Consider the following 7,181-nt stretch of genomic DNA (forward strand, 5'->3'; position numbering starts at 1 on the left):
GGCCCCCCCCCCCCCCCCCCCCGGCCCCCCCGGGGCCCGCCCCCCCCGGGCCCCCCCCCCCCCCCCCCCCGGCCCCCCCCCCCCCCCGCCGGGGGGGGCGCCGGCCCCCGCCCCCGCGCGCCCGCGCGTCCGGCCCGGGGGCGGGCGTCGGCGAGCAGCACGAGCACCCCGGCGGCGAGCAGCAGGAGCAGCGGGCCGGCGAGCAGCGCGGCCAGGGCTTCCGGGCCGGCGGTGGCGCCGGGGGTGACGGCGGCGTCGGCGAGGCCGGTGGAGCCGGGCGGGACGGCGGCGTCGGGCGGGACGGCGGCGTCGGCGACGTGCCCGGTGGGGGCCGGGTGCCCGCCGTGCCCGGCGTGGCCGGCGGCGGCCACCGCCGCGGCGGACCCGGGGTCCAGACGGACCCGCAGGGCGGCCATGCCCGTGTAGTGCGTGCCGGTGGCCGCCACACCCGTCAGCAGGCTCGCCCCGAGCGCCGGCAGCGGGCCGCCGCCCCTGACCGCGAGCCACAGCGCGGCGGTCGCGGCGAGGACGGCGACGACGACGGAGAGGGCGACGAGCCCGGTGTCGTACTCGAACCGGCCGTGCAGCCGGACCCCCGCCATGCCCAGGTAGTGCGCCGAGGCCACCCCCAGGCCCACCAGCGTGCCGGCGGTGAGCACGGAGAGCGCCGAGCCGCGGCCGTACCGGACGATCACCGCCCCCGCCGCGGCCATCGCGGTGCCGGCGAGCAGGCTGGCGGCCATGGTCCGTTTGTCGTAGTTCAGTGGCGACCCGGTGATCGAGAAGCCCATCATCGCGATGAAGTGCATCGTCCAGATCCCCGAGCCGATGGCGGCGGCGCCCAGCGCCGTCCAGCCCGGCCGCCACGAGCGCCCGACGAGGAGGGACCGGGTGGTGCAGCGCAACCCGAGCGCCCCGCCGAGACAGGCGGTCAGATACCCCAGCAGGGGAATGCTCCAGCCATGCTCCCCGAGCACCGCGGCCACCCGTTGCGTCCCGCCCACCCCAGTCCGCCCTTCCGCCTCCCCCCGGTCGCCGCCGGCACCACCGCGCGCCGCGCCGGGCCCGACTCCGCCGAGCGTAGGGCGGCGGGCCGCCCTCGCGCACCGCCTCGGGACGGATTGGCCGTGACGCCGTCCGGCCGGGCCGTCCGCCGACCCCCTTTCGACCCGAGGAGACCGCACATGAACGTCCGACCTGTTGCCGCGGCCGTGGCCGCCGTCCTGGGCCTCACCCTCACCCTCGTCGGTCCCAGCGCCTCCGTCTCCGCCACCGGGGAACCGGTGCGCCTGGTGGGCGCACCGGTCGTCTACGCCCACCGCGGGGCCTCCGCCTACGCCCCGGAGAACACCCTGGCCGCCGTCGACGCCGCCGCCGACATGGGCGTCGAATGGGTCGAGAACGACGTCCAGCGGACCAAGGACGGCGAGCTCGTCGTCGTCCACGACGACACCCTGAGCCGGACCACGGACGCCAAGAAGCTCTACCCGGACCGCAAACCGTGGCGGGTGCGCGACTTCACCGCCGCCGAGATCGCCCGGCTGGACGCGGGCAGCTGGTTCGACGCGCGGTTCGCGGGCGAGCGCGTGCCGACGCTGCGGGACTACCTGGACCGGGTGGACGCCAACCAGCAGCGGCTGCTGCTGGAGATCAAGAAGCCGGAGCTGTACCCGGGGATCGAGCGGGAGACCCTGGACGTCCTGGCGCGGGCGGGCTGGCTCGACCGGTCGCACGTGACGCGCCGCCTGGTGGTGCAGAGCTTCAGCGCGGACAGCGTCCGCAGCGTGCACACGCAGCGGCCGGAGGTCGTCACGGCCTTCCTCGGCACCCCGGCGGTGGCCGACCTGGAGCGGTACGCCGAGTTCAGCGACCGGATCAACCCGTGGCACACCACGATCTCGGCGGACTGGGTGTCGGCGGTGCACCGCGTGCGCGGGCCGCACGGCAAGACGCTGGAGATCGACACCTGGATCGTGGACGACCCGACGACCGCGCGCAGGATGCAGGAGCTGGGGGTGGACGGCCTCATCAGCAACGCGCCGGACGTGGTGCGCGAGGCGACAGGAGGCTTCTGACCTGCGGCGGGACCGGGTGTCAGTGGGTCGCCGTACGGTGGACGCGTGACCACTGACAGCCGGCCTCCCGCAGGGCCGCACCTCGAATGGACCGTCGTGGACAGCGACATCGGTCCGCTCCTCCTGGCCGCCACGGACGAGGGTCTGGTCCGGGTGGAGTTCCACGCCGCCCCGGACCGCCCGGACCTGATCGACCCGGTGGCGGCCCGGCTCGGCCTCGCGCCGTGGCGGCCGGCGCCGGGCGCGGAGATACGCCTGGCCGAGCCGGTGCGCCGGCTGGCCGCGTACTTCGCCGGGGAGCTGCGCCGCTTCGAGCTGCCGCTCGACTGGCGGCTGACCTCCGGGTTCAACCGCCAGGTGCTGCGGGAGCTCGACCGTTCCGTGCCGTACGGCGCGGTCGTCGGCTACGGCGAACTGGCCGGCCGGGTCGGCCAGCCCGGGGCGGCCCAGGCGGTCGGCGCGGCCATGGGGTCCAATCCGCTGCCGATCGTGGTGCCGTGCCACCGGGTCGTGGAGAACGACGGGGGCATCGGCGGATTCGGCGGCGGCCTGGAGGCCAAGCGCGCCCTGCTGGCACTGGAGGGGGTACTGCCGCGGCCGCTGTTCTGAGCGGTGGCTTTCGGGGGGCATGGGGGCTGGGGGCGGGTGTGGGGCGGGCCGGGGCGGGGCGAGGCGCGGGGGGGCTGGGTGGGCTGGCGGAGGGCGCGGCTCGTGCCCAGGCCGGACCGGGTCGTGTCCCGCTGTGTCGGGGCTGTGTCCGGCCTTCGCCGGGGCTCGCGTCCCGACCGATTCGGCGCCGTGCCCGGCCGGGTCGGGCGTCCCGGCGGCGTCGGGGCGTCGCGTGTCCGGCGGGGTCCCCGTGTCCCGCCGCGTCGGGGCTCGCCCTCCGGCGGGTCGGGGCCGTGTCCGGCGGGTCGGGACCGTGTCCGGCCGCCCCTGGGCTCGCCTCCGGGGCCGGGCCTGGGCTCGTCCCGACCAGGTCGAGCCCACGGCTGCCGCCGGGGCGGGGCGGTGGTTCCGGGCGGGCCGTGGCTGCGGCCGGGGCCGGGCCGGGCCGCCGCTCCGGCCGGGGTCGGGGCCGGGCCGGGGCGCCGGGTGCTTGCGACCGGGTCCGACCTGGCAGAACTCCGTTTCGCGCGGGAGGGCGGAGTGGGACACTGCGCCCGTGACCCCTGCGACCACCGCCGCCGCGTCCGGCGGCCCCGCGTCCGTGTCCCTGACCGTCCACCGAGCTCGTCGTGAAGGGAGGTGTACCGCGTGACCCCGGCCCAGGGCACCACCAAGCCGCTACCGGTCGTGGCCCCGGCGGAGCTGCCCCGGCTGCGTCGGCGGACCTCCGCCGTGCTCATCGCCAGCCAGATCCTCGGCGGGCTCGGCGTGCCGGTCAGCATCGCGCTGGCCCCCGTACTCGCCACGGAGATCAGCGGCACGGACGAGCTGTCCGGCATGGCCTCCACCGCCGCCGTGGCCGGCACCGCCCTGCTGTCGCTGCCGCTCGCGGCGTTGATGACCAGGCGGGGGCGGCGGCCGGGCCTGGTCCTGGCGTATCTGACCGGTGCCGCCGGCGCGGCCCTGGTCGTGCTGGCGGCGGCCGTACGGAACTTCCCCCTGCTGCTGCTCGGCATGGCCTGCTTCGGCGCGGCGTCGCTCGCCAACCTCCAGGCCCGGTTCGCCGCGGCCGACCTCGCCGAGCCCGACCACCGGGCCCGGGCCATCTCCACGGTGGTGTGGGCGACCACGATCGGCGCGGTGCTCGGCCCCAACCTGTCCGCCCCGGCCAGCCGCAGCTTCGCCGGCACCTCCATACCCGAGACGGCGGGCCCGTTCGTCTGGGCCGCCGTCATCTTCCTGCTCACCGGCGCCCTGGTCGGCGTCCTGCTGCGCCCCGATCCGCTGCTGACGGCCCGGTCCCTGGCCCCGGCCGGGGAGGAGAGCCACGCGGACCGCTCGCTGCGCGCCGGCTTCGCCGCCGTCGCGGCATCGCCACGGGCGAGGCTGGCGCTCGTGACGATCGCCGTGGCGCACACCACCATGGTGTCGATCATGGTGATGACTCCGCTGGACCTGAGCCACCACGGGGCCGGGCTGGAACTGATCGGCCTGGTGATCAGCGGTCACATCGCCGGCATGTACGCGTTCTCGCCCGTGTGGGGCTGGCTCGCGGACCGGATCGGCCGGCTGTCCGTGATCGGGATCGGCGCGAGCCTGCTCCTGACCGCCGCGCTGCTGGCCGGCACGGCGGGCCCCCGGCACGGTCAGACCGCCGCAGGCCTGTTCCTGCTGGGGCTGGGCTGGTCGGCCGGGCTGGTGTCGGGTTCGGCGCTGCTCACCGACTCGGTGCCGCAGGCCGCCCGGGCGGCCGTGCAGGGCCTGTCCGACCTGATGAGCAACACCTGCGCGGGCATCGGCGGGGCGGCCAGCGGGCTGATCGTGGCCCAGGCGGGCTACGGCTGGCTGAACGCCGCCGGGGCGATGCTGCTGGTGCCGCTGGCGGCGCTGACGCTGTACACGGCGCGCCGCGGTCCGGCCGAGGACTGAGGCCCGAGACCTGAGGCCCGAGACCTGGGGCGGCTGACCGGCTGAGCGGCCAGGTCCGGCCGGCCATGCGGTGGCCGGCGGTCGCCGCCGTCGGGCGGCCGGCAGGACGGCCGTCGCCAGGACGGCGGCCTGACGGTTACGGCCGGCGCGCGCCAGCGGTAGCCGTCCGAGGCGGCGCGGCGGACGGTCAGAGGGTGATGTGGTAGGCCTTGCGGAGCGTCTCGTGCACGGTCCAGGTGGTCCGGTCGCCCTCCCGCAGCACGCAGGCGGAACCGGGCCCCACCTCCAAGGTGGGCCCGCCCTCGACCTCGATGGTGGCGCGCCCGCTGACCACCACGAACAGCTCGTCGGCCTCGGTGTCGGTGACCACGCCCGGGGTGATCTGCCAGATCCCGCGCACCTGCGTGCCGTCGGCGGACTCCCACAGCACCTTGCCGGTCACCACCGGGTCGCCGGAGAGGACCTGCGCCGGGTCGAGCTCCTCGACCTCCAGCTCGGAGTCCGGCACGTCCGGGACGGAGACGGCGAAGGAGGCGGAGGCGGAGCCGGAGCCGGGGGTGAAGGCACGGGCGGAGGCAGAGCCAGGGGCGGATACGGCAGCGGGTACGGCAGCGGTTGCGGCGGCGTGGTCGTGCGTGCTCATGGCGCGACCCTAGCCGCCGGGCCGGCCGGCGGCCGTGGCCAACCCGTCCAGCATCGGGGCGTCCGGCCCGTCACCCTGTCCAGAACCGTTCCCCCAGGGGTGCTCGTCGGACAGGTGTGGCAGGAGCGCGTTTGGGTGCGCACGTGACGTGCCATGGATGGGGACATGCCACAGCACACGGTGATCCCCGTCCTGTCCGAAGAGGTACGCGAGGCGCTCGACCAGGGCCGTCCGGTCGTCGCCCTCGAATCGACGATCCTCGCGCACGGCCTGCCCCGCCCCCGCAATCTCGCCGTGGGCGAGGAGCTGGAGGCCCTCGTCCGCGCGGAGGGTGCCGTTCCGGCGACGGTCGCCGTCCTCGACGGCGTGCCGCACGCCGGTCTCGACAAGGCCCAGCTGGAGCGGGTCGCGGGCGGCGAGGGGGTGCGGAAGTTCGGGCACCGGGACCTGGCCCCGGCCCTCGCGGCGGGCGCCACGGGCGCGACGACCGTCTCGGCGACGGCGTTCCTCGCCGCGCGGGCCGGGCTGCGCGTCTTCGCCACCGGCGGGCTGGGCGGCGTACACCGGGAGTGGGTGCGCTCGCAGGACGAGTCGGCGGACCTGTCGCTGCTGGCGCGCACCCGGATCACGGTGGTGTGCGCGGGGGTGAAGTCGATTCTGGACGTGCCGGCGACGTTGCAGCGGCTGGAGACGCTGGGGGTGAGCGTGCTCGGGTACGGCACGGACCGCTTCCCCGGGTTCTACCTGTCCAGTTCGGGGCACCCGGTGGACTGGACCGTGACGCGGCCCGAGGAGGTGGCCGCCGTGATGGCCGCTCAGGAGGCCTTGGGGGGAGCGGACTCGGCCCTGCTGGTGGCCAACCCGGTGGCCGAGGAGGAACAGCTCGACCCGGAGCTGCACGACCGGGTGCTCGCGCAGGCGCTCACCGAGTGCCGGGAGCGGGGCATCACGGGTCAGGCGGTCACACCGTTCCTGCTGGACTTCCTGGTCCGGGCGACGGGCGGGGCCTCGCTGGAGGCCAACCTGGCCGCGGTACGGGGCAACGTCCGGCTCGGCGCGCGGATCGCGGTGGCGTGGGCCGGGCGGTGAGCGGCGCCCTGCTGGTGATCGGGGACGTGGTCACGGACGTGGTGGCCGTCCATACGGAACCGCTGACGCCGGCGACCGACACGGCGGCCCGGATCCGCACCCTGCCGGGCGGGGCCGGTGCCAATGCCGCCTGCTGGGCGGCGCGGTGCGGGGTGGCGCAGGTGCGCATGCTGGCGCGGGTGGGCGCGGAAGCGGCCGACTGGCACGCGCGGGCGCTGGTGGCGGCCGGGGTGCGCCCGCACCTGGTGACGGACCCCGTGGAGTCGACGGGCACGGTGGTGGTGCTGGTCGGCAAGGACGCGGAGCGGACGTTCCTGACCGACAGCGGGGCCGCGCTGCGGCTGTCGGCCGCCGACTGGGACCCGGAACTGCTGGACGGCGTCGTCCACATGCATCTGTCGGGTTATCTGTTCTTCGCCGACCCGAGCCGGGGGCTCGCGGAGCTGGCGCTGCGCGCGGCGCGGGAGCGCGGGGTGCCGGTGAGTGTGGACCCGGCCTCGGCCGGATTCCTGTCCACCCTGGGGGTGAATCGTTTCCTCAGCGCCGTGGAGGGGGTGTCCGTCCTGCTGCCCAACGCCGACGAGGCCCGGCTCCTCGCCGGCCTGGCCGACGTGCGGCGGGCGGCCGCCGCACTGAGCCTGCGCTTCCCGCTGGTGGTGGTGACCCTCGGCGCCGCCGGGGTCCTGGTCGCCGAGGCCGGGGAGGTGACCGCCGAGGTGCCGGCGGAGCCGGCCGAGGCGGTCGACACCACCGGCGCCGGGGACGCCTTCACCGGCGGCTTCCTCGCCGCCCGCCTGGCCGGGGCCACCCCGACGGACGCCGCCCGGGCCGGCTGC

Annotated in this window: 7 protein-coding genes; 5 read left to right on the top strand and 2 right to left on the bottom strand. The window is 76.8% G+C overall.

Annotated features, from left to right (window positions below; genetic code table 11):
- On the bottom strand, nucleotides 1–977 hold a 977-nt coding region (locus tag LG632_RS28965), incomplete at its 3' end, for an MHYT domain-containing protein (protein WP_226730792.1).
- A gap of 207 nt (nucleotides 978–1,184) precedes the next feature.
- Between LG632_RS28965 and LG632_RS28970 the strand changes: the two genes are divergently transcribed.
- The 3 genes from LG632_RS28970 (at nucleotide 1,185) to LG632_RS28980 (ending at nucleotide 4,613) form a co-directional block, all read left to right on the top strand.
- A complete protein-coding gene (locus LG632_RS28970; protein ID WP_226730794.1) occupies nucleotides 1,185–2,075 on the top strand; it encodes a glycerophosphodiester phosphodiesterase in 891 nt (296 codons plus the stop codon).
- A 45-nt stretch (nucleotides 2,076–2,120) separates the two neighbouring features.
- Nucleotides 2,121–2,684 carry a methylated-DNA--[protein]-cysteine S-methyltransferase gene (locus tag LG632_RS28975; RefSeq protein WP_226730796.1) on the top strand — a complete coding sequence of 188 codons (564 nt, stop codon included), beginning with the start codon at nucleotides 2,121–2,123 and terminating at the stop codon, nucleotides 2,682–2,684.
- Between the two features lie 648 nt (nucleotides 2,685–3,332).
- Nucleotides 3,333–4,613, top strand: coding sequence for an MFS transporter (locus LG632_RS28980; RefSeq protein ID WP_226730798.1), 1,281 nt, complete (start codon nucleotides 3,333–3,335; stop codon nucleotides 4,611–4,613).
- A gap of 187 nt (nucleotides 4,614–4,800) precedes the next feature.
- Here LG632_RS28980 and LG632_RS28985 read toward each other — a convergent pair whose 3' ends face one another.
- The gene (locus LG632_RS28985; protein ID WP_226730800.1) at nucleotides 4,801–5,256 is read right to left on the bottom strand and encodes a cupin domain-containing protein; all 456 of its coding nucleotides are present in this window, start codon (nucleotides 5,254–5,256) and stop codon (nucleotides 4,801–4,803) included.
- A gap of 165 nt (nucleotides 5,257–5,421) precedes the next feature.
- Here LG632_RS28985 and LG632_RS28990 point away from each other — a divergent pair, with 165 nt between their 5' ends.
- Both LG632_RS28990 and LG632_RS28995 read left to right on the top strand, forming a co-directional pair.
- Nucleotides 5,422–6,345 carry a pseudouridine-5'-phosphate glycosidase gene (locus LG632_RS28990; protein ID WP_226730802.1) on the top strand — a complete coding sequence of 308 codons (924 nt, stop codon included), beginning with the start codon at nucleotides 5,422–5,424 and terminating at the stop codon, nucleotides 6,343–6,345.
- Nucleotides 6,342–7,181, top strand: an 840-nt coding sequence (locus LG632_RS28995; protein ID WP_308109393.1) for a carbohydrate kinase family protein, incomplete at its 3' end; no start/stop codon positions are given. The genes LG632_RS28990 and LG632_RS28995, both read left to right, overlap by 4 nt.

Source organism: Streptomyces antimicrobicus (genome assembly GCF_020532625.1).
In the GTDB taxonomy this organism is placed as follows: domain Bacteria; phylum Actinomycetota; class Actinomycetes; order Streptomycetales; family Streptomycetaceae; genus Streptomyces; species Streptomyces antimicrobicus.